The sequence below is a fragment of the Nitrobacter sp. TKz-YC01 genome, from assembly GCF_047824785.1.
In the GTDB taxonomy this organism is placed as follows: Bacteria; Pseudomonadota; Alphaproteobacteria; order Rhizobiales; family Xanthobacteraceae; genus Nitrobacter.
In genome coordinates, this window is the sequence record NZ_CP181167.1 from 1878569 (window position 1) to 1900315 (window position 21747).

Consider the following 21747-nt stretch of genomic DNA (forward strand, 5'->3'; position numbering starts at 1 on the left):
GACTGCCGGTGTTGTAGGCCCCCAGCCCCTGCTGGCAGTCCCGATCACGCATCACCGCAGCCGCGATTCATTCCGGATCAGTTCGAGCGCCGACTTGCACGCCAGCAGCGCGTCCCGGCACTCCTTGAGTAGATCGTTGGCGCGGCGGCTTTCTTCAGCGATGTCGTGCACCGCCTCCATCATGTCGTGGAGCGGCCCCATCATCAGCCATTGCGGGATCGGATCAGGAGCCCGGCCTTTGTCCTTCGACGCCTTAAAGATCATGTAGACGCCGCCGAGCAGGATCAGGATTGCGACGGCGGCCTGGATGATCGGGAATTGCCCGAGGGCACCAAACGCCTCCTTAGACGCCCCTTCCATAATGGTCCCTCATCGCCAGCGCCCGGTAGACCGACAACAATTCAACGCAGGTGAAGACCAGGCAGAACGGCGCGTTGAGCGACGTGAGCTTTTCGGGTGGAAGAACGATCAGGCTCAGGAACATCTGCGACCACAGAAGCGCCCCGGCGAGAGCGCCGATCGACCGTATCCACGGCCCATATTTCGGCCAGTGGCCGTTCGCGATCAACGCGGCCATGCGGATGGCGCCACCCACAACGAAACCGGCAGCAACCATGTCGCCGGAAATGTAGACCAGCAGCATGTCCAGCGCGTGGTAATCGGTCGGGACCGGCGCGGCGATAATCTGCACGCCGATGCCGAGCATGACGCACGCCGCCGCGACCTCGGAAATGCGGTTGTTGAAATGGATTAAGATGCCGCGGAGGGAGCACGTCATCGCTGATTCCCGTAAGCTTCGCGCACCCCGCCGTACCACTTCCTGAAATTCAGGATCGTGGTGTTGGCGCGCTTTCGGCCGGCGCGTTCTCGAGCAGCAACGGCGATCGCGCTTTCGCCTGCTTTCGGATCCGGGACGCTGACCGTCTTTGCAAAAGCAGGCGTCGCAGGGAGATTGCGCGCCAGCGGCTCGATGCCACGACTAGCGCAGCCGCCGAGCATCAGGCTCGCTGAGAAGACACTGATCAGCAACAGGACGCCTCGCGAGTTCGGCTTCGAGTTTTTCTTGAACTTCACGGTCTACCCTTTCCTGTTCGGACTGTTCTGCTGAAATGGTATCGTCGAGCTTCTGCTGAAGCTGGCCGATCGCGATGTCGCGCTGCATGATTTCGACGGCACGTTGATGGGCGGCCGCCTCGCACCTGCGGCGCTCGGAATTGATGCCGGACTGCCTGATACCGACGACAGCGGCCAGCACCAGGCCGCCGATGATCAGGTATCGGCCCATGGTCGACGCAAAGAATGCAAGGATGGCTGCCATCAGTTCAGCCTCCCCGTTCGCTTGGCGTCGACGATGCTTTCGGTCGCCTTATTGGCGCTGAGATAGATCAGCAGAGCGACGCCTGCGATGCCGACGAACCAGAGCCAGCCGGGGACATCACGAAACCAGGTCGTGAACGGCTGCACGTATTCGCGGGCGGCGTGAAATTGCTCGGCCAGCCCTTGAAAGAGCGCTGCGATCATGGCTCCGAAGCCGACGACCTTCGCCCAGAACCGTTGCCACAGCGTCTGCTTGACGGCTGGCACCGCGGGCGCGATGTCGTTCGCGGTAATTTTGATACGGTCGACGTCGACCGGCCGATACCATCCATCGGCGATGCTCTGGTCGATCGACGCAATCAAAGCCGCATCAATGACAGGCGCACCGGGCAGCACCTTGTCGTTCTTATAGGCGGCGATGGCGGCGGCCGTCTTGCTGCCCCAGATACCGTCGATGCCGCCCACCTCGTGATAGCCGAGCCTGTCCAGCTTGCGCTGCACCGTCTCGATGTTGATCGACGCTGCTGCCAGCACGGGCCTGAGCGGGCTGTCCTCGAGCTCGTCGGCCGGCGCATCCGGCTCGGTCTCGTCAAAAAACTTCACCGGCTCACGCCAGGCTGGCGGAGGCGGCGACTGTGGCTGGCGGCCGCCGTTGTCGACGAACTCGAAATGCATCCAGTCCGGGCGACCTCGGTACCAGCCGCCCCACATCGCCCCTTGCCGGCAGAAGGCATCGACCACGAACTGCGGCATGGTGCCCTTCTTCACACCGAGCGCATTCTCGCCGGCGTTCAGGTCGATCGCGGCAGCATAGGCATGGTTCGACCACTTCGTCTTTGAACCGCGCACCTTGCGGTGATTGTAGGCACCGGCGTAGCGGGACACGCCGGCCGCGTCGATCTTGGCCTGATCGTGCTGGCAGTAGTCCCAGATTTCGTTCAGCGCCGCGAGCAGAGCGGGAGCTGCCTTGCGGTGAAACTGGATCGCCTTGACCCGCTTGCCCTCGTAATACATCGCAAATGGCGGCACCACGGGCACCATCTGCGGACCGATCTGCCCCTTGCCCGGATCGCCATAGAAGGCGTTCCGCGCCGCTTGATTGTCCTTCGGCCATTTGGTCATAGGTTCTCGTCCCCGGAAAAGAGGTTGGTTGGGCTCAGGTTGTGGGATTGCGGCCGCCTACGCGCTGCGGTGAACGATCAATGCCCGGTCAGGCCGCACGCCAGCGCCCCCGGAATCGAGGTTGGGCATTGGTGGGTCCTTTGGGTTTACTCGGAGAGGTTGGGGTTGGGGCAGCCTTCGTTTGGCTCCGCTTGAAGTATCAAGCCCAACGGCTCACGAAAGTAGATCGTGGCTTTCTGCTTTCGGCAAATCAACGCCAGCCGGACTGCGATGCACACGCCTGTACAGTTCCAGCAACCGCGCGGAGTTCGCGACCGGATTAAAGTTCTTCTGTGCGAGCAACCGGGCATTTTGCCCCATCTCTATAGATTTGTCTCGGTTGTCAGCGAGGTAACAGATTGCTTCAGCGAGCGCCGGAGGGGATTTTTCTGGGATAGACAGTCCAGTTTCGCCATGGACCAGCGTGTCGGGCTTAGGGTTCTCGACCGCAACAATGCTGGGCACCCCGGCGAAGGCAGCCTCAAAAACAGGTCGTCCGGCTGCTTTGAGATGCGAGGGAAACGTCAGAACGTCGAAGGCGCTATAGGCGGTCGAGATATCACGGGTCGGTCCAAGGAGATGAAAGCGCGCGTCGATCCCGTACTCGCTTATCTTACTCACGACATCCGACCCGACATTTTGAGCCAAACCGAGTGAACCCAATACCTTTGCTCTTAAACTGCGATCATTTCCCGTCATACCGCCAACGATGGCGAACTGAATATCGCGCCGTTTGTTGCAAACGATCTTTGCCGCCTCCACCAGGTCCATAATACCCTTAGAGGCGTGCAGGCTTCCTACGTACCCAACCGTGAACAATCCCTCTGTTAGCGTCTTGTCTAACCGCTCCTTGAAAGCTGGATCGGGAAGATCGGACGCTGGAGAAAAGGAATTGTGCAAGACCTCGATGTTAATGTCCTGCGGCAGCGAGGACCGCACTGTCTCATCGATCGCAATCACGAGGTTAGCTTGCGAGTGCAGTATCGATCGGATCAGCCTGGATCGCTTGCTGCTAACGATATTATTCTGCGGTGATCTTACATGAACGATCATCGGGGCTCTGAAGATCAGACGTGCGATCAGCCCAGGTATGATCTCTGTAATCTCGTTTACATGAATGACGTCAATGCTGCGCCATTTACGTTTCGCTTTGATAATACTCGCCAGGGTATAAGGCGCATGGAAGGCTTCCCGGATCAGGACCAGCCAGCGAGCCCCTCTGTAGTGGCTATACTGTGTGTTATCGAAACGTGTTAATCCACGAGTGACAACCACATCCTTAGCCAGCTTTCTATAGTATTCGAGAGCCGTGCCATTGGCCGCCACAAAGTACCCTTCAACAGAACCGGACGGCAGAGACCTGATCGCCTCATACAAGCTCCGCGAAGCTCCACCAAACGGACCCACACCATCAACGTAGAGCACCCGAATGCGTCGGCAATTGCCCTCAATCCCTCGTCGATTCGACACGAAATCCGCCCCCCGGCCGTCAGATAATTTATTGAATAATCAAGAGGTTACGAAAAAAACGATCCGCGCAGAAATGCCACGCAGGGTTGCAGAAACGCTCGCTGTAGTGTGCTTTCTTATAGTGTTCCCTGGCTACTACTTCTATCACTATTTTGCTGCTGCTGGGTTCATCCCGCTGCTAATCAGGGGCTGGTTCATCCTCGGCTGTTTCGCAACCGCAGCGTCCCTTGGTCTCGCATTTCTGCTGACAAGGCCTTTTCCCGGCCCTCAGCTAGCGGTCCATGCCCTGTTTGGAGCGCTGGCTGCAATCATCGCCGGCAACGCGATCTACCACTATTTTTGGGGCGAAGACTTCCAGCGAGGCCCCGATATCGCAGTAAACGTCATTATAACCTTGGCTTCTTTCGTTGCGTTATACCTTCTTGGATATTTCGCTTCGACAACCTCGTCACTTCGCGCAGCGACAACATTCAGTCTTCTCGCAATGGCCACCCTGGCGGTTGGCTCAATTGACCCGACGACGCTTCAGTTCATCGCGATAAAACGGTTCAATGCCCCTGATGGGGTCGCGGAGTATCAAGGATTTGCCTTTGCGTTCGTGACTACAGCCTTGATGGCCCTGGGACTGAACTGGAACTCACGCCTTGAGCCGATTGTGCTTGCAACAGGATTTGCAACCCTCCTGATCTCAGGATCGCGTAGCGACTTCTATGGTTATGCCGTTATTGCGGCCGGATGGGTCACCCTTCTAATCATCAAGAAGCGCTACCTCACCGCAGCAACAGGAATCGCAGCCTCCGCAATTCTGACTGCCGCTGTCCTGCTCTTGCCACCTGTGATCGCCGAATACACGTCAAAACCGCATCAGGTAACGCAACCAGAACCTTCCGCCGCGACGCCGGCTAAGACCGAGCCATCGCGCACAGAATCATCGCCCCAAAAGGAGCGCAGCCGGTCATCCGACTATACCCTCGACATCGCCAGACAAACGGTAATCGTCGATATATCCCAATCGGAATCATGGTCGTTTCGAAAACAGATGCTCGCTCGAGGCTGGGACGATATCAAAGCGTCGCCTTTCTGGGGCGTATATGCCGGGCAAACCAAGGATGGACGTTCGATCGGATCGTATATCCACAACGGGCTCTCCGCGTGGAGACAGTTTGGGTTGCTAGCTTTCCTCATTTATGTGGCGCTATGCGTGGCACCTCCGCTGATCGCATCCTACCAAGTCGTCTTGAGGGGCGAGCACGACCCACTTTGGCTATCGACCCTGTATTTCGGGACGTTCTGCCTGTTCCTGGTCGTAACAACAAAGGTTATATTTTGGCCGCTCCCGGCACTCGCCTGGGGACTTCTCGCAGGGCGGTTTGCTCAGGATCAGAGCCAGCTTCAGAATGGCTGACCATATTCCTTACCGGTTCGTGATTTTGAATAGGATGTTCCCGGACACACCGTTGACCGGCGATCCGCTGGAATTGGTAAAATACACCTTGACGGTGTTGGCGGCCGTAACGCGAGCGTAGGCAATGCCGATGCCGCCGGTCGGCGTAAATTGAAAGTTTGCTTCGACAAAAGCATTTGAAGCAGCCCCCGGCACGTCGAGGTTAACATCGATTCCGGTCGTGGGGATGTTGGTCGATGGCATCGCAATTGACGAGAAGAACGGGGCGAGACTGCCGCGAATAACACGGTTGCCATCCTTGTTCAGCGCATCGCCGCTCGACCCTGTCCCGCAATCATCAGATTCGATCGTCACGACGTTGTTGCGAATGTCCGACAAGGAAGAGGTGGTCTGCCCTTCGTTGTTGGCTATAATTCCAGCGACATCAGCACTCAGGAACCCAAAACGAATTCGGCTATCGCGAGAGCCCGAGATACTAAAGCCCGTTGCGAGGTTGGTAGCATGATCAATCTCGATGGAGCATTGATTATTCGGTCGCTCAAGCCCAAAGAGGCCCGCGCTTTCCGACTTATTATCAATGATGGCTCCGTTCACGGCGCTCTGCATCCGACGACATCGAACGTCTGTGCGGAAATTCTGACCGAACACCCATATGCCACCGCCGAGCGAGGCTGACGTGCGTCCTATCGAAGAAATCTCATCGACGATGATTTTGTTTCGCAGCGATGCGTATTCGAACAGACCGGCGAACGGTGCCCCGCGGAGAATTCCACGGCCGCTCACGGTGCAATCGGTGCTTAGAACCGAGCCCATGCACTGATAGAAAGCATTTGGACGACCCGAATCGTCGTAGAATTCGCCGTCGATGATGTACTCGCCGGACACTTTGTGGCCGATTGCCCCGACGTGGATTACCGCGTCGGTAAAATGGTTCGGAAGCGCATTCGCAACAGTCACGACGCTACCGATGACAGACACGACGGTCGTAACGAAGGAGTTGGTCCAATATGCAGGGGTGCCCGAAGTGTGCGACGCGGCCGTCGTTCCATTCGCTCCCCGCTGCGCGACAGTCACAACCCCATCTGTTGAGATCGCGCCGAGAATGGTCTCATTGTCGATCTGAATGTAGACGTGCCCGCCGTGGATCGTGTGTGAAACATCTCCGCTCAGGCTAAAGCTGGACGCACTGGCGTCGATATTGCCGGAAAGGTTATGTGCAACACTCGAATCCGGATAAACCCCCTCGATTGCGATGCGCGCGCCGATCTCGAAGATCGACGGATCATCAACCGTGACGGACGTTGTATTATAAACTCCTGTCCCGGTTGTCTGACCAAGCCAACTCGAAAGCATGGCCTTCTCGGTGTCGTTGGGGCTGACGATGTTACCTGTGATTTCGGTCAGCGGCTTGATAATGGTGCCGTGCATTTCCCAATGCAGATAGGAGGGTCGCCGAAACGCGCCTGCGCCAGCGACACCGATGTTCATCTCCTTTCTCAGCGTCACCGCGCCCGTAATCAGGTGGATGTTGGCCGCGCTGATGCCGTCGAAAAGATCAATCTCGGCTTCTACTTCGCCGCGTAACGCGCGCGCATCAATGGTGCAACCCGGATAGGTGCCTGCGAGTTCGGCAATCTTGGCGTTCAGCGGTGATATAATGTCGCGCACATTCGTCGCGTCACGCACGTCGGCCCAATCGGCAGCCGACAGCAGAGCTTTAAGGCCGAAAGTGCGGGCGGCGACGTCGGCTACCGCGACCAGTTCGTGTGCGGTCTCACCGGCGTTGACCTGCAGAACTTTACCCGCGCTCCCCGCGACGATCGACGGCAGGCTGACGCCTGATGCAGCCGCCTCGGCTGCGGATTTAGCCGTCTCCGCGTCGTCCTTCGCCGCGACCACCGTTGCAAGGATCGAATCTGCGTCAACAGCGGCCGGCATCAACAACGCGTAGTGATCGACCGACCACACCAAAAGCTGCGTCATCCCTGCCAGGAGCGAGTTTTCGGCAAGCTCAGTGCCGAATGCGCTCTTGATTGCGACGGGATCACCGCCTTCGACAGAGATCGTCACGGCCCCGGTATTCGGCGAGATCGGGGCGAAGATATACGTGTGCTGACCGGGCGTCGTCGGTAGATTCGGAATAATGGTCGCCTCGATGGCGTTTCCGCTCCCGCCAGTAGCGATCAGCACATAATCCCCTGGCAAGTCAGCAATGCGTGTCCAGGAACCTGTACCGCTCGCGCCTACCTTTTTATAGATACCATTATACGCTGCGGTGTCGTCACCACGAACCTGCGCGAGCGAGTTCGCTACAGGGATAAGGTTCGCAACCAGCGCGGCGCGAGACGCATAACTGAGACCAGTTGCTGCAAACCCCGCCGCAATGTCGTCTTGCAGCTTCGCGCCCCAGGCGCGAATCTCTCGCTTGTTTGGCTTGTGCGCTCCGCTGGCCGGTACGCCATTTACGCTGTAGTCGCGCCAGACATCGGCAGCCGTCAGATTGCTCATACCATTCTTATCCTCGGTTAGATCGTTTCGTAGATAATCGTAAAATCGAAGTAGGCGCCATCGGACAGCCCGACGCTGTCGTAGATCAGCGCTGTCGGCGATGTCGCAATCGTGCGACCGTCAGCGATCCGGCCATTCGCCGTGTTGCGGCACGTAAACGAGCCGTTCGAAAGCGAGTTGATAGGGAGCGGAATCGAAACCTGATCCGACCCGGAGTTGGGCGCCAGCGTCGTTACGGTTGCTCGTCCTGAAACAATGCAGAGCTTGCCGATGACAATGTAACTGTAGGAATAGCTACCGGAGCCGAAGTTCGTCCCAGCTTGATTTTTTAGAACGGCCCCCGATGCCGTCGTGAAAGCTCCACCGGTGTAACCAGTCCCCCCATTAGCAACCGGCAACGTGCCGGACACCTCCGAGCCGAGAGCGATGGTGGCGGCGCCGTCCTTCAGGGATCCGCCGTCTGTCCCGTCCCATCGCGCGAAGCCGCTATCTGTCGACGATACAGGTCCTTCGATGCCGCCACCCCCACCGGCCGGCGTCTGCCACGACCCGTCGCCTCGCAGGTAGGTGGATGACGAAGGCGTTCCGGTTGCGTCGATGTCGGCGATCCCGACATCATCCTTGGCCGCCATTGCGCCGAGCGTCGGTGTGCCGCTCAGGTCACTGTAATTTCCGGACGTGGCGACGGCCGCGAGCGACGACGTATCCGCCTTGCCAGACAAACCGCTGGACAACGCATCGGTCGCCGTCTTGACCGCCTTCTGCGTCGGGATGCGCGTATCGCTGTCAGCCGCGAAAGTGCTGTCAGCGTCGACAACATTCGCCGCGAACATCGCCGTCGTCAGGCCGCTGATCGTGTTATTGGCGGCGTTGATCGTCTTGTTCGTGAGCGTCTGAGCGAGCGATGCGAGATAGGTCGCGATCGACGATGCAAGGATTCCGAAGTTGCTGCCTCCTGCGGCTGCAGCGAACTTCTCGCTCCCATTAACGACCCTATCCGGGTCTTCCGATATCTTTCCGGTCATGCGTCTTCTCTTATGTAAAGCGATCCATCCTCGTGGAACAGGCTCGATCCGTCTTCGCGTTTGATGCTCGGCGGGATGACGGGCGTTTCGCCACCGGCATCCGGGTCGTAGGGTTCTAGAATTTCGGGGAACACGAGAATGAAGGTGAACGTGATCCGCCCAGCCATCAGGTCGATGTCGGCGTCCTGAATTTCAATGACGGAATCCTGAAGCCCGGACACGTAGGGATACTGGACCCTGACCCATCGCTCGCCGAGCGCGGCAAGACCATAAAGGGTGGTCGTGATGGTCCCGCTCAACGGCGCGTTGAGGCGCTTCATCGCCCGCTCGGCCAGACGGCGCGCCTGGGTCTCGGTCTGCGTCCATTTCAGGTCGAGGGACTGAGAGCGCGTTATCCCCGTGAGCGATATCGATTCCTCATCCCGGTAGGGCTCGCCCTGGACCTCGACATAGCTCGAATTCGGATCGGTGTAGGATATGTTGAGTTGGTTGACGGTCTGCTCGTCCGCCTGCCCGTAATTGATGTTGAAATCGATGATGTGATTGGCCGTTATAGTGACGGTCGGCTCGCGATACACCCCGACCTTGAGCGCGAGCGAGCCATCACCGGCTTCCGCCAGCCACCCGTCACAGGTCGCCAAAATCGAATTGACGACATCCTCCGGCTTGTTGTCGAATTGATACCACCCGTTTGACGTATAACGCGGCTCGGTGTCGCCCGGAGTTGCGACCCGTTCGTCGCAAAGGTCGGCTTCTGCCATCCATTGCGCGAGATGCGCCGACGTCGGAAACAGGATGTCGAAATTCAGCCCCATGCAGCCATCGCCCTGGGTGAGATAGTCGAGAAGTTGCAAAACGGGGTTGTAGGAAATCTTCCAGGTCGATGAATCCAACCGGCTTTGCGTCGGGTCGCGCGGATCCCACACCGGCGAGCAGTCGAGGACGAGGGAAAGAACAGGAAGCCCGCGCGGGTAGATTTCCGTGTAGTCTTCGGGCTTGATTTCCTGACCTTGGCAATAAAGGGATGCCCAGAAGATGCCGATGCCAAAATGCGTGGCGGGGTCCCATATGCCGCCGCTTGGACCGGTGCCGAAGAAATTCTGAGTGGTGCCATCACCATAACCGAAGTTGACTCTGACGTTGCCGACCGGGCCGTATCGACCGTCATCAGCGAAGGCCGGGCGTATCGCGTCGGTTGCGCCGTGGTCGAACACCACCAGATCGTCATGCAGGTACATGTTCACGACAGCGGCGACGCGGCCGGAATGGACCGCCATGACATCGTAGGAGTTCTTCTCCGATTCCTCGAACAGCATGTAGTAGCCAGCGAGCCGGTTGCGGCCGTAGCCCCGGATGCGCGGCGGGATTCCCTGCTTAAGCGGGTGAGACCCGTTCTCCGGCTTGGGCACATCCGGCCGCAGCGCGTAGTTCAGCCCGATCGACGTGCCGAGAATGGCGGCGGTACCAACGGCCGTCGCAAGGCTCACGCCGAGAAATGACGCACCGCTGATCGCTGAGCCGAAACCTATCCCCGTGATCGCCCCCGGCGCGACGCTCGCGATCAGTATGGTCCCGATCGTCTCCGCCATCAGAACGTCCACGCCCGCAGCATCGGGAGCCTGTCGTCGCTGTCCATCACCAAACCCATGTCCGACGTGACGACGGCATGGCAGCGCGGGGCGGCGCAGATCGCACCGGTCGGCCTTCGCCGTATCTCGCCGCCTACCGAGTAAGGCGCATCGACCGCGACGATATCTCCGGCTTCCGGTGTTTCAGTCGACCGCATTCCGACCGCGGTCAGGCGCGAATGACAGGCGGCGATAAAGCCGCCTTCCCGAGCGACGATGCGCTGAAACTCACGCTCCGAAGAATACGTGCCTCTGACATCGGCGATCGGATCGCGGCCGCACACATTGACAACCCAATCGGCCATGAACGTCGAGCAGTCCCACGTTCCCGGCGACCAGCGCCGGCGAAGAACGGAGGCGAAGTAATCCGTGAGCGTCATGCTGACAGCCGCGGCCACGTCTTGTTGAATCCGTTGGCATAGAGCGGCGTGCGCTCGCAGAAGTAGTCGGTCGGATATCTGGCTCTCTGGTCCTGGTTCGTAAAATACGCCAGTCCCGGGCGTCGTCGGCCGGTCATAAGTGTCCCCGCGGAAAGCGTGACGGTTCTGACGGTCGATTGCCCGACATCAGTCGGCGACACTTGCTGGATGGCAAGATAGTCAGCGGTGTAGTTCTGAATCCATTTGATCGGGCCCAGCAGCGACCAGTTATCGTCCATCACCGCGAAGCCGACAGAAACACGCTTCCCCTTGACCTGCTGTGCATCGCCGCCAGATGCGATTTGAAGGATGTCTCCGGTCACGCCGCTGATGGTGAACTCCACCCGCTGCGCCGCGCCGTTGACCATCTGCTTGAGGGCGGGGACGCTGCCGACCTCGCCAAAGCCGTTATACTTTGCGCCCGTACCGTCAAGCACGTCGGGCTGCGTCGTCTCGAAAGGCCCGACGCCCAGCCAGAGCCTGACGACTGGATCCGTTTCCAGGCGGAAAAACACGCCGATGCGCGCGGAATTCCTGGCCAGCGCGGCCAGTTCATCTTGCGAAAGATTCATGACAGGTCAGACCGGATAGAAATATTCGACGAAGCTGACATCCGGGTCAGCAAAGCGGCGCATCGACAATGTCAGCTTCATCACATTCGGGTCGGCGAGCATCATGACGCAACGCGGCCGGTCGAATTCGAGATACATCCCTGCCGTCACCGCCTCCCGGAGCGGCGGGCGGAACGTGATCACGGAGTTGCCTCCGCCTTGATCATCGACCGTGCCGACCTCATACAGATGCCAGCCTTGCGTCGGGTGCTCGATCGAGAAGAACTCGCCGCCGCGCAGCGGGCCGCCAGCGGCGAATGACAGTGCGAGGCTGACGGCCCGCAACGGCGCGTCCAGCAGAACAGACGCGTCGACGATGTTCTGGGCATATCCCGCCCCGTCGTCGAAGAGCGCACCATCGGAGTGCGGCACGGCTCCGATCGCGTAGAGAGGCTTCCCATCTACAATCGGCGCCGGGAAGTGGCGCTTGTCGCACATCGGCACGATGATCGGCGCTGAGCCGCCGTCGCACAGGACCTCCAGCGCGCGCCAGGCGCGGACGTGATCCGGCGTGCGTAAATTGATCGAGCCGTATTCACACTTCCACAATCCGCCGCCGCTGGTCGTTACGCGAGGGAACGCACCTTGTGCAGATTGACCGACAGAAGCCGTCGACGACAGTATCTGCCACGACCCCGACCGCTCCCGCATGAGCGAGGCTGGAAATTCCGGAACAGCCACGACTACGCAACTCCGGTTGACTGAAAGCGTTGCGCGCTCTGCATCGCCTTGCCCTGCCCGGCGATCGCCTTGGCGTGCTGCGCCAGAACACCCCTGATCCGCTCCACGGCCCCCGCGTCAGCTCCGCGTGCGTCTATCTGATAGACCGGCGCGAAAGTCTGAGACGGCGTGCTGCGGCCGAGTTTCGGGAGCTTGTAGTTCGGGACCACCTGCGCCCCGCGCGGGAGGTTCACAAGCTCCGGGCCGCGCTCACCGACGATCGCAGGGCCGCCGGGCGCGAAGTTCGTGCCGTTGGCGAACTTCGGGATCAGCGACGACAGGATATTGCTGCCACCGCCACCACCCAGCATCCCGGCAATCGGCCCCAGGATCGCCTTCTTGATCGCGATCCGCGCCAGTTCATGAAGGATCAGGTTTGACATCGATTTGAACGCATCGGCGACCGAGCGCGTCCCGGTGATCACTTCGGCCAATTCGTCGCTCATCCGGTCGAGAGACGAGACGGCGACCTGCTCGAGCTGCTGCCCGATGTTCGCCGATTCCCGAGCGAATGTGGCGAGCGGGCCGTTCAACTGCTCAAGCTGCTCGCGGGCCTTGGCATAGGCGTCGGCAAGCTCGTTGATCTTCGCCCGCTGCGCCTCGGTGACATCGGTGTTGGCCTTGCCGGCGCGGTGATTGGCTTCCCGCGCGGCGGTTTCCAGTTCGACTACGACGCGAGCGCGCTCCCGCGCTGCTGCCGTCTGGTCAATGGTCGAGGCTTCGACGCCCATCAGATCGATCTGGCGCTGCGTCATCGCCAGCCGGCGCTCGAATGTGTCCCGCTCGGCTGAAGCGCCAGCCGAAGCCTTTTTTGCGGCCGCCGTTACCGGGTTGTCCGCCAGGCTGACTTTTTTGGCCGCGAACGGCGAAAAGGCATCGTCAAACCTGCTCGCCGCCGTAGGCTTCTTGGCCGCGGCCTTGTCCGCCTCCGCGTTGGCGGCCGACATGGCCTTGCGCAACGCATTGAACCCTTCCGCCCGGCTGGCGATTGCATCGCCCGCAGCCCGCTGAGCGAGTGATCCGGATGTGTCAAACAGAAACCGATAGAGGTTCTGGAACGAAGGATCATTCCAGAGATTCTGCGCGGCGGCGCCCAGGGCGTCCAAGCCTTTATTGGTGTCTTGAAGGCTCTTGCTACTCGCCAAAACTGAGAATGCATCGGCAAGCTTCGTGACCGCTGTGGACAGCGTGTCGAGCGCCGACGTGGCCGCTCTGCTTGCGCCGCTGGCGTCATTGATCCGCTTGGCCGCATCGACCGCGGCATTCTGCAGCCGCTCGAATCCCTGCGCCACAGTCAGCGACGCGCCAGCAACCTGCTGGTTGAGCATCACCGCGCCGGCCTGGAACCCCTTGAAGAACGCGGCCGACGACACCTTGCCGTCGACAACCAACTGCCGGAGCTTCGAGACCGAACCGCCCGCCTCGGTAATGCCGTTGGCGGCCGCCTGCACGATCGGCAGCGCGCCTTCCAGCATGGAATTGAATTCCTCGGCGCGCACCACGCCGGAGCCAAGCGCCTGCGACAGTTGCAAAAGTGCGCCTGACGATTCCGCTGCCGACTTGCCCGACACGCGCAGCGCGACGGCCACGTTGTCGGTGAACTTGAGCAGCTGTTCCGTCGAGACGCCAAGCTCCTTCTGAACCAGGGTGGCGCGGCCATAGAGCTGCACCAATGCCTCGAGCGGCGCGGCGTTCTTCTGCGCCGACACGAACAACGCGTCATAGACCTTGGTCAACTGCTCGCCGGAGAGACCGGCAACCTTCAAGGCGTTGTCGATACGCGTGGCGGTGTCGATGAATTTCTGCGCCTCGCGCACGGAGAAAGCAGCCGCGATGGCGCCGACCATCCCCTTGCCCAGACCGGCGAAGGACCCGCTCACCTTCTTGCCGAGGCCGTCGAACTGCTTCTCGATGTTCTTGGTGCTGGCGCGCGAGTCCGTTTCCAGCTTCTTGAGCGCGCGCTGAATCTGGCGGGTGTCCGCCGAGATCGACAGCACCATCTGGTCGAGGTCTTGAGCCATCAGCCGTACTTCTCCAGAAGCTTCGCCATTTCGTCGTCGTCCGGCGCTTCGGTCTTATTGGGATCGGCGTGCATCTCGTTGAAGATGTCGACCGCGTCGAAGAACTCGGTGACGGTCACCTGCCAGAAGTCGGCCGGCCGCCAGCCCATCGGGCCGATGGCGGTTTTCAGCCAGTCGCGGAATGGGAAGGGCTTGTCGTCATCGCTGCCGGCGCGCCTTCGTCGCCGGCTTCGGCTTTTCCCTCAGAATCCGTGAGATGATGGCTGAGAGCGGCGGCAAAGGCCTTGGCGCAGGCCGGGAAGTCGGAAAGCGACAACTCAGCCGCGGCGCGCGCGCCGTCGCCCCTGACCGCGAGGTGCTGCACGCCGGCGATTGTCGCCGCGACCTCGACGCCGAGCAGGCGCTGATAGAGGTCGCCGAACGACTTGCAGTCCAGAGCGGTCGAGACGGCGGCGAGCCGGCCGATCTCGGCGGCAATCACCAGATCGACGGACCCGACGCGGAGCGCAACCTCGCCTCGCGCGCCATTAGCGGTGAGCGCCATCGCACTACGCCGCGATCACGTCGGCGGTGCCGCCGCTGGTCGCGGTCGCGCTGCCGGACGAGTTGGTGGCGGTGACGGCAACCGTGATGGTGGAGCCGATATCGCCGGTGACAGGAACGTAGGTTTCCTCCGTCGCGCCAGAGATATTCGTGCCGTCCTTCTTCCACTGGAAGGTGAACACCGCCGAGTGCGTCCACGCGCCGACGTTGGCCGACAGCGTCTGGCCCACCTGGGCGATGCCGGAGATCGACGGCAGCAACGTGTTGACCGGCGCGCCAGACTCTGCCGTGAAGGAGAGAGGCCCGGCCGCGGTGAAAGTGGCCGAGAACTCCATATTGCCTTCCATTTCGCCGGAAAACTCGAAATCCGACACCATCCAGGAGCCGGCATAGGTCCCCTCGCCCGGCACCACAACCTGGGCGTTGAAGACTGTGGCGCCGCGCACGTGGCCCATCAGGATCGCCTGAGTTGCGCCGCTGATGAAAGCGCCAGATCCGGAGAAGGTCCGGTTGACGATGCCGGGCTCCGACTGCTTCTGCACGGCGGCGCCTGGATTGTCACAATCCGGCACGGTGGTATCGATCTCATTGGCCGACAGATTGAAACTGCGGGTTTTCAGCCCGCACAGGTTGGCGAAGGCTTCCGGGCTTTCGCCGTCACCGATCTTGATGAGTAGCAAGCGGCCTTTTTGCTGAGACATGAGAGCGTCCTTTCACGACAAAGCGCCCCGCGGTTCGCAGGGCGGTCAAAGCTGGGATATTTCAAGTAGTTACTCGGTGACGATGGCGACCATTTCGACCACGCCATGGCTGGTCAGGCCGTCAGGATCACGAAAAATGCGGGTTTGGCGATGCTGAAGCGTTATCACCTTGTGGGTCGGTAACGACGCGTCCCAATTGTGCAGCGATTTGACGACGGCGTGCGCGATCTGCTTGGCCTCGACGAAACCGGGCTTCCGCGACCAGACATCAAGGTTCATCGTGATCTCGTAACCGGTCACGCAGGTTGCGTCGTCCTGCAGATCGTCGCTATCAGCGATCCCGACGAACGGGAAATCTGCCGTCACCGCGCCGCCGGCGCCGCGCGGCACATGGTCATAGACCCGCGATCCGACCAGCGCAGCAAGCGTCGCGTCAGCTTTCAACCGGTTGACGATCGCGACCTGCAGTTCGTGAGACGGTGACGCCATCAGGATTTTGCCTTCCGAACGGCCTTATTCACGGCCGCGGCCATCTTGCGGCGCGCGGTCTTGCGATAGGCGCGCCAGGTCGGGAAGATATGAGGCCGCGCGCCCTTCTTCATATTGACGGTGCCAAATTCCAGCCACCGCCAGGTGAACTTGGCGAACACGGCGGTCGCGTTCTTGTCCTTGGTCTCCCGGATCCCCGTCAACTCTTGATGTGGTCGATTACCGATGCGATCCGCCTCAATGCTGGACTTATAATCACCCGTCGCACCGACAGGGGCGCGCGCTGCGATCCGGCTGGCCGCTTCCCGCGCAACATCCATCTGCGCCTCTGCCAACTCGCGCTCCGCCTCCGGCAACATCGCGTTGAGCTTCTTCATCACCGCCTCGCGGCCGAGGAATTTAGCCTTGATAGCCATCAGATCACTCCCATGGCGCGTGCATCACGGATGATGGACCTGATCTCGGGAAACGGCTCAAAAACGATACGCCCGCCGCCGATGTGGTGCGTCGTTGGATCAGATAATTTCGTCTCGCCGTTGAGCAGGCGCTCGATGCGGTTTTCCAGCGCGCGGAATTGTTGCCCGTGGCATGTCGCTAGCGCGCGAAAGATCCGCTCCATGTCGGCGAACGCATCGCTTAATAAGTCAACTTCGCATATCAACCTCGTGAGCAACTGAGCCATCAGGCCGCCACCCCGCGCTCGCACAGCAGCGAAATCCACTTGCGGTCAGTCTCATGCGTCACGTCCCGCACCGCCCAGGCGGTGCCGTCACGCGCATCGACCAGCCGCCAGTCCGAGTTGATCTGTCGCGTCTGGCTCGACGCGCGCACGGTGATGATCACGGGATGCTTGTTCTCGAGGCGGGAGGCGATGACCGCCTCGCCGCCGCGCAAATGCGCGAACCCGGCGCGGACGGAAAACTGCGTCGCAAAATCGCCGACCGTGTTTCCGGCCCCGTCGTCAATCTCCACGCGCTTTTGGCAATGCATCTTGTAATAGAGGTTGGGCGCGCTGATCTTCCCCACCTCACGCGCCCTCGATATCAAGTGCTACAGCGCGGCCGCTGAACGTCACCCTGACTTCTGCCGGCCTCGTCAGATCATCCTGAATGCATTCGATACCAATGACGCCAGGCAGCGGCTCGCCCTTAAAATAGACGCGCAACATGCCTCGTTCGGTCATCTTAATCTTTAGATCGGACGCCGATGGCTTTGGAAGGGCCATTTATACCCCCACCCTGCGAAATGGCGCGACCAATGCATCGATTGCGCGCTGGTAGGATTCGCGCACCGCGGATTCCAGCGGGTCGTAGTTCAATTTGACCTGCAGGATGATCGCTAGCTTGATCGGCTCGGGCACGGTGCTCTGCGCGGGCGTCTCACCTTCAGCTGGCGTCGTCGAGTATCCAGCCTTGAACGTGACCGAGATCGCATCGCGTCGCGAATAGCTGCCCGGCCAGGACTGATCCGGTTTCAAACCGACATACGGGCTGCGCGAGTCAGAGAACAGGGCATAGACCGACGCATCGAGCGTCTGTTGCTCGTTCTCGCCGTCGAAATAGGTGATGCTGTCGACGGACAGCGCCGGAGCCAGAGGCAGCCGCAGGCAATCGGCGAAGCACGAGAAATCTTGCTGCCATGTCTGTTCGACCAGGCAGCGTCCGAGTATCCCGGTCCACCCGTCGAAACGCTCCGTTGCGGCCGTCAGCAACGCGCCGATCATGGCATCGTCATCGGTATGGTCGACGCGCAGCTGCGCTTTCACCTCGGCCAACGAGACGGGCGTGATGTCTGGCGGCGTGACGCGGATAGGTGCAAGCATGGGGACCTCAAGGAAGTGGGGCGACCAACCGGCCGCCCCAGCCGAATTACGCGACCGGTGCGAGCGCCGGGTTGCCGAGCACCACCACGGCGCCGGCGGCGATTGACGTGCCGGACTGTTTGGTGATGACCGCACGGATGTAGCGCTTCGTGCCGACATAGCCCTGCCGATATACGGACGACGCCTCAAGAGCGGCCGGAAGATCGCCGATCAGATCGGCAGCCACGACATCGGTGAAATCGCCATCCGTCGTGGTGTCGGATTCCTGCAGCTTCACGTCGTAGAGACCATCGCTGACAATGGCGCCGGTATTGATGACCAATGCCGCGCTATCGTAGCCGCGAAGATCAACCGCCGAGCCCTTGAGCGTGGCCGCCTGCACCGCAGGTGCAAGCGTCGCCACGACGCCGATTTTTGACGCGAGATCACGCATGTGCGTGTCCTTTCATGATGTGGAGAAACGGATAGTTGCAGGCGGCCGGAGCCGCACGCCGCTGCGATCAGGTCGTGCCGATCTTGAAAAGTTTCAGCGCCTCGAAGTTCTGGACGCCGCCGCCAACGCGCTTCGTGGTGTAGAAGTGCACGTAAGGCTTATTGGTGAACGGGTCGCGCAGCACGCGGACGCCCATGCGGTCAACAATCAGGTAGCCGCGCTGGAAGTCACCGAAAGCGATCGGGAAATTCCCGCCAGCGGTCGCATCCGGCATGTTGTCGTCGTCCGTCACCGGATACCCGAGGATCGTCGCCGGCTGGCCGGCCTGAATCGACGGCTGCCACAGATACAACTCCTCGGTTTTCGATTTGAACTTGCGGATCGCCGCCTGCGTCTTCCGATTCATCAGGAACCGCGCATTCTGCCGGTAACCCTGCTTGATCGAGTAAACCAGATCGGTAAGCGCATCCGCGCCATTGTGCGTCGCGTCCGTCATCGCCGCCGCCACTCCGGAGACGACATAGCCGAGCTTGCCCCATGCATAAGAGGCGTTCTCGACGGTGTCATAGGACAGCAGACCGCGCGGTTTGTTCACGCCATCGCCGGTGACGAAGGCCGCGCCTTCCATTTCAGCGAAGGTGATGGACACTTCATCCGCCAACCATTGCTCGATGTTGACGCGGGAATCATCGAGCAGCGTCTGCGTCGCTGCCGGGTTGGCGTAAAGCTCCATGGCCGGGAAGGCCACTTCGACCAGTGTGGGCGTTCCGGTTCCGGGGCGAGCCTGCCGTTCTCCGACCCAGCCGCCGGTCGCGCCGCCCTGATTGACCAGTTTCTTATAGGTGCCGGCAGAGATCGACATGACGCGCGAGATCGAGCGCATCGCCGACACGGTACCAAGCACACGGTCGATGGTCGACTCCATCTGATCCGGCACGACATAGCCGCCATCCGGATCGCTGTCGGTGCGGAGCGCGGCCTTGACCTCGAGATCGCGCAATCCGTTCTCCGCGCCATTGCGGAAGAACTGATTGAAGGCGCGCGCGTGCTCGCGACGCTCGGCGGACAGCGGCTTGCCATCATCGGAGCCGCCGACCTTCAGGGCCGCGATCGAGGCGCTCACATCATCCAGAGAGGTCTGGAGCTTGGTAATCTCGGCGTTCTGGCGATCGACCTTCTCGACCAGAACGACGTCGGCCGATCCTCGCTTTTCGAGTTCAGTCAGACGTGCATCATTAGATGCGCGGAACTCTTCGACAGTTCGCAGCAAACGTTCATGCTTGTCCTTGACATCTCCGTCCACGCGGACGGACACCAACCCACGGGTACGGATGGGCGCGTTCATGATCATTCCTTTCAGTGTGGCTTGAAAGCGCTGACGAAGCGCTCAACGAATACGTCGCTGTAGCCAGCGTCATGCGTGGCTGTCGGGGCAGCGTCATGCGTACCCCCTGCAAGCTCCGCGAACATGCGCCGCCGCTCGACACGCGGGACGCCTTGTTTCGCAAGAGCAGCATCCATACGCCGCCGGGCGTTCACTACGCCGGCGACAGAATTTTCGGCATCGGACTGGTCGGCGCCGATGGCGTCATCGATCAGGTCAGCAAATCCATTCTTCACCGCCTCGGACGGCCCCATGAACGTTTCGGCATCCATCAGCTTTTCGATCGCAGCGCGCTTCAGGCCGGTGCGCGCTTCGTAGATATCCGCAATGGCGCTATCGAATCCGTCGAACAGATCGGCGGATTCGCGCATGTCGTGACGGTTGCCGATCACGACGCCCCAGGCGTTGTGCACCATCATGAATGTGCCGAGCCCCATCCTGATCTCATCACCGGCCATGGCGATGATTGAAGCGGCAGAAGCTGCCCAGCCCAGCACCTCGACCGTCACCTTGGCGGGATGACCGCGCAACAGGTTGTAGATCGCGATGCCCTCGAACATGTCGCCGCCGGGCGAGTTGATCCTGACGGTCACGTCCCGGTCGCCAATCGAGCGCAGCGCCGCGGAAATGCGCTTAGCCGTCACCCCGCCGCCCGACCACCAATCCTCGCCGATCACTTCGAACATGCTGATGGTGGTATCGTCATCGGACGCGGCGGCGCGCGGAGCCTCGGCCCAGCGCGCCAGCACGTCGCTCGGCGCGTCCCACTGAAAATTCTGCGGGCGCTGAAACGTCCGCGCCTCAGGCAGCTTGCGTAGGCTCATCGCCTTCATCCTTTTCTGGCTTGTCGTCACCGCCGGCGGTGTTCGGCGGCGGGTAATAGATGTCGCCGGCCTCGCGCGGGTTGAGGTCTTCGAGCGCCCGAACCTCGTTCGGACTCATGACACCCCATTGCAGCGCCTTCACATGCGCTTCCCAGCGCATCTTGATATCGCCCTTGACCAGCGACGCCCGATTGAATCTGGCGTAGATATCTTTGTCATTGTCGGCGATCAGGTCCCGGTTGATCGTCTCTTCCCAGGTGGTCAGATCGTCCTCGGCGCAAAACGTCACGAAGCCTTGCGTCTGTGAGGCGATGCCGGTGCCCCAGCTCGTGCTCTTTTCCGTGTCGCCGATCATGTGCGGCGGGACGCCGAAGAACATCGCGATATCGGATCGTGAGAACTTGCGGCTCTCGATCCACTGCGCGTCCTCGGCGGTCATGGAGAGTTGACTCGCTTCCATGCCCTCTTCGAGAATGAGGGCCTTTCCTTCCTTTGCGCCGCCAGTGCGGAAGTCATCGAGACTTGAGCGCAGGAGTTCGATGCCTTCCGAACCGAGCGCCTTCGGGTGTTTCAGCACCATCGACACTCGCGCGCCATTTTTGAATACCGTCGCGCCGTGATCTTCCTGCGCCAGTGACAGGCCGATGGTTTCGCGCGCGTAGGTGATGACAGAGACGCCATGGACGCCGTCCAGCGTCAGGCCGACCAGATGAAACACATCCACCTGCGGCAGCACGATCCGGCGACCATCCTTGCGGGTGTAGGTATATTCCAGCGTGAGGCTATCGAGTTGCTTGCACTCCACGCGGTCGGGGTGCAGCGGGATCAGCTCTTTCACCATGCCGCGCGATCGAACGATCAAGGCGTAGGCATTCCCCCGCAGCAACAGATGCGCGGTCATCATGCGCTTGAACTGAGACGGCGTTTGCCAGCGGTTCGGCCGGCGGCGGAAGATCGACCATAACGGATGATCCGACGCGTCCTCTCGCGTCCGAGCGTCGATTCTACGCTTGATATGCAGCGGCATATTCGCCGGGACGCCGGAACGGAGTCGCACGCAGGCATAGACCGCAGCGACCCGCATTGCCTTGTCTGGCGTCACCGTCACGCCGGAGGCGGTTGCGTTCCCGGTGCGGAGCACCTCTTCCAGCTGCTCCGACGTCGTGACGACAACGCCGCCGCCCGCCGATTGAATCGCCGCGCGCGGTTCCGGGGATCGGGAAGCGCCGCCCCCGAATATACGTGACCAAAGGCCCATGCGATTTC

26 protein-coding genes are annotated in these 21747 nt (G+C 60.8%); 1 reads left to right on the forward strand and 25 read right to left on the reverse strand.

Features of this window, described 5'->3' with window-relative positions; all coding sequences use genetic code 11:
- Positions 1-51: 51 nt before the first annotated feature.
- From ACMYR2_RS08825 to ACMYR2_RS08845, 5 genes are all read right to left on the reverse strand, one after another.
- A complete protein-coding gene (locus ACMYR2_RS08825; protein ID WP_416193995.1) occupies positions 52-360 on the reverse strand; it encodes a hypothetical protein in 309 nt (102 codons plus the stop codon).
- Entirely contained in the window at positions 344-778 is a 435-nt protein-coding gene (locus ACMYR2_RS08830) for a hypothetical protein (RefSeq protein WP_416193996.1), read from the reverse strand. Before ACMYR2_RS08830 ends, ACMYR2_RS08825 begins: the two co-directional genes overlap by 17 nt.
- A gap of 201 nt (positions 779-979) precedes the next feature.
- Positions 980-1318, reverse strand: a complete 339-nt coding sequence (locus ACMYR2_RS08835; protein ID WP_416193997.1) for a hypothetical protein — start codon at positions 1316-1318, stop codon at positions 980-982.
- A complete protein-coding gene (locus ACMYR2_RS08840; protein WP_416193998.1) occupies positions 1318-2439 on the reverse strand; it encodes a M15 family metallopeptidase in 1122 nt (373 codons plus the stop codon). Before ACMYR2_RS08840 ends, ACMYR2_RS08835 begins: the two co-directional genes overlap by 1 nt.
- Before the next feature lie 213 nt (positions 2440-2652).
- A complete protein-coding gene (locus ACMYR2_RS08845) occupies positions 2653-3903 on the reverse strand; it encodes a glycosyltransferase family 4 protein (RefSeq protein WP_416193999.1) in 1251 nt (416 codons plus the stop codon).
- A 4-nt stretch (positions 3904-3907) separates the two neighbouring features.
- Here ACMYR2_RS08845 and ACMYR2_RS08850 point away from each other — a divergent pair, with 4 nt between their 5' ends.
- Positions 3908-5353 carry a hypothetical protein gene (locus ACMYR2_RS08850; RefSeq protein ID WP_416194000.1) on the forward strand — a complete coding sequence of 482 codons (1446 nt, stop codon included), beginning with the start codon at positions 3908-3910 and terminating at the stop codon, positions 5351-5353.
- Between the two features lie 9 nt (positions 5354-5362).
- Here ACMYR2_RS08850 and ACMYR2_RS08855 read toward each other — a convergent pair whose 3' ends face one another.
- The 20 genes from ACMYR2_RS08855 to ACMYR2_RS08950 all read right to left on the reverse strand — a co-directional run bounded on the left by ACMYR2_RS08855 (position 5363) and on the right by ACMYR2_RS08950 (position 21739).
- A complete protein-coding gene (locus ACMYR2_RS08855) occupies positions 5363-7861 on the reverse strand; it encodes a hypothetical protein (protein WP_416194001.1) in 2499 nt (832 codons plus the stop codon).
- 17 nt (positions 7862-7878) lie between these two features.
- On the reverse strand, positions 7879-8886 hold the full coding sequence (locus ACMYR2_RS08860; protein ID WP_416194002.1) for a hypothetical protein: 1008 nt from the start codon (positions 8884-8886) through the stop codon (positions 7879-7881).
- Positions 8883-10475, reverse strand: a complete 1593-nt coding sequence (locus tag ACMYR2_RS08865; RefSeq protein WP_416194003.1) for a phage tail protein — start codon at positions 10473-10475, stop codon at positions 8883-8885. Before ACMYR2_RS08865 ends, ACMYR2_RS08860 begins: the two co-directional genes overlap by 4 nt.
- On the reverse strand, positions 10475-10894 hold the full coding sequence (locus tag ACMYR2_RS08870) for a DUF6950 family protein (protein WP_416194004.1): 420 nt from the start codon (positions 10892-10894) through the stop codon (positions 10475-10477). The genes ACMYR2_RS08865 and ACMYR2_RS08870 overlap by 1 nt, the downstream gene beginning before the upstream one ends.
- Positions 10891-11505: a hypothetical protein gene (locus ACMYR2_RS08875; RefSeq protein ID WP_416194005.1), complete on the reverse strand. Its 615-nt coding sequence runs from the start codon at positions 11503-11505 to the stop codon at positions 10891-10893. The genes ACMYR2_RS08870 and ACMYR2_RS08875 overlap by 4 nt, the downstream gene beginning before the upstream one ends.
- Before the next feature lie 6 nt (positions 11506-11511).
- Positions 11512-12225, reverse strand: coding sequence for a hypothetical protein (locus ACMYR2_RS08880; protein ID WP_416194006.1), 714 nt, complete (start codon positions 12223-12225; stop codon positions 11512-11514).
- Between the two features lie 2 nt (positions 12226-12227).
- Entirely contained in the window at positions 12228-14285 is a 2058-nt protein-coding gene (locus ACMYR2_RS08885) for a tape measure protein (RefSeq protein ID WP_416194007.1), read from the reverse strand.
- Positions 14285-14434, reverse strand: a complete 150-nt coding sequence (locus tag ACMYR2_RS08890) for a phage tail assembly chaperone (protein ID WP_416194008.1) — start codon at positions 14432-14434, stop codon at positions 14285-14287. The genes ACMYR2_RS08885 and ACMYR2_RS08890 overlap by 1 nt, the downstream gene beginning before the upstream one ends.
- A gap of 17 nt (positions 14435-14451) precedes the next feature.
- Positions 14452-14829, reverse strand: a complete 378-nt coding sequence (locus ACMYR2_RS08895) for a hypothetical protein (RefSeq protein WP_416194009.1) — start codon at positions 14827-14829, stop codon at positions 14452-14454.
- Between the two features lie 4 nt (positions 14830-14833).
- On the reverse strand, positions 14834-15529 hold the full coding sequence (locus tag ACMYR2_RS08900) for a phage major tail protein, TP901-1 family (protein WP_416194010.1): 696 nt from the start codon (positions 15527-15529) through the stop codon (positions 14834-14836).
- Positions 15530-15598: 69 nt separating this feature from the next.
- Positions 15599-16018: a DUF3168 domain-containing protein gene (locus ACMYR2_RS08905; RefSeq protein ID WP_416194011.1), complete on the reverse strand. Its 420-nt coding sequence runs from the start codon at positions 16016-16018 to the stop codon at positions 15599-15601.
- Complete coding sequence (locus ACMYR2_RS08910) at positions 16018-16434, reverse strand: HK97 gp10 family phage protein (protein ID WP_416194012.1); 417 nt, start codon at positions 16432-16434, stop codon at positions 16018-16020. The genes ACMYR2_RS08905 and ACMYR2_RS08910 overlap by 1 nt, the downstream gene beginning before the upstream one ends.
- The gene (locus tag ACMYR2_RS08915) at positions 16434-16700 is read right to left on the reverse strand and encodes a hypothetical protein (protein ID WP_416194013.1); all 267 of its coding nucleotides are present in this window, start codon (positions 16698-16700) and stop codon (positions 16434-16436) included. The genes ACMYR2_RS08910 and ACMYR2_RS08915 overlap by 1 nt, the downstream gene beginning before the upstream one ends.
- Positions 16700-17044, reverse strand: coding sequence for a head-tail adaptor protein (locus tag ACMYR2_RS08920; protein WP_416194014.1), 345 nt, complete (start codon positions 17042-17044; stop codon positions 16700-16702). The genes ACMYR2_RS08915 and ACMYR2_RS08920 overlap by 1 nt, the downstream gene beginning before the upstream one ends.
- 1 nt (position 17045) lies before the next feature.
- Positions 17046-17243 (reverse strand): hypothetical protein, encoded by a 198-nt coding sequence (locus ACMYR2_RS08925; protein WP_416194015.1) that lies wholly within the window; start codon positions 17241-17243, stop codon positions 17046-17048.
- Positions 17244-17840: a head-tail connector protein gene (locus tag ACMYR2_RS08930; RefSeq protein WP_416194016.1), complete on the reverse strand. Its 597-nt coding sequence runs from the start codon at positions 17838-17840 to the stop codon at positions 17244-17246. It lies immediately after the preceding gene.
- Positions 17841-17886: 46 nt separating this feature from the next.
- On the reverse strand, positions 17887-18273 hold the full coding sequence (locus ACMYR2_RS08935; protein ID WP_416194017.1) for a hypothetical protein: 387 nt from the start codon (positions 18271-18273) through the stop codon (positions 17887-17889).
- 67 nt (positions 18274-18340) lie between these two features.
- Positions 18341-19618 carry a phage major capsid protein gene (locus ACMYR2_RS08940; protein ID WP_416194018.1) on the reverse strand — a complete coding sequence of 426 codons (1278 nt, stop codon included), beginning with the start codon at positions 19616-19618 and terminating at the stop codon, positions 18341-18343.
- Positions 19619-19629: 11 nt separating this feature from the next.
- A complete protein-coding gene (locus ACMYR2_RS08945; RefSeq protein ID WP_416194019.1) occupies positions 19630-20481 on the reverse strand; it encodes a head maturation protease, ClpP-related in 852 nt (283 codons plus the stop codon).
- Positions 20459-21739, reverse strand: a complete 1281-nt coding sequence (locus ACMYR2_RS08950; RefSeq protein WP_416194020.1) for a phage portal protein — start codon at positions 21737-21739, stop codon at positions 20459-20461. Before ACMYR2_RS08950 ends, ACMYR2_RS08945 begins: the two co-directional genes overlap by 23 nt.
- Positions 21740-21747: the final 8 nt, after the last annotated feature.